Here is a 444-nt window from a genome sequence, read left to right on the forward strand (position 1 = left end):
GTAGTAAACACATCGCTTTTGCTTACTCATATGTTTATCTCATTACTTATTTATATCGATATACCAAGTATGGTTTGTATACCGATGAAAAGAAGTTTAACGAACAAGAACTAAAAAAGTTGTTGACAACTTCTCCAACTAGTAAAGGGAAGGATGGCGTCAATTATATTACGAAGAAAGGTGGTGTGTTGGAAAATTTAGGCTACATTAAAAAGAGAGAAGAAGCGCCTGTTGGATGGGAGTATTTTCATCATGATAATGATGATCTAAATAATGAAGTCTATTTTCATTTTAATTCATTTTTGAATTATGAAATATTATCAAAGGAGCAACGGATTAATATTAAAACATGTAATCTCCCACTTAAGTTGTTAGAGGAGAGAATAGAGATGGAATATGAATTAAATGAGAAAGCCAATGAGATACAAGAAAAAATTATTGAAG

General features: G+C 30.6%; 1 protein-coding gene. It reads left to right on the top strand.

Annotated elements, in window-relative coordinates; all coding sequences use genetic code 11:
* Positions 1 to 74: 74 nt before the first annotated feature.
* Positions 75 to 444, top strand: a 370-nt coding sequence (locus tag AC1DWA_RS33430; protein ID WP_477917788.1) for a hypothetical protein, incomplete at its 3' end; no start/stop codon positions are given.

Source organism: Rhodococcus sp. P4_F3_2 (genome assembly GCF_056401335.1).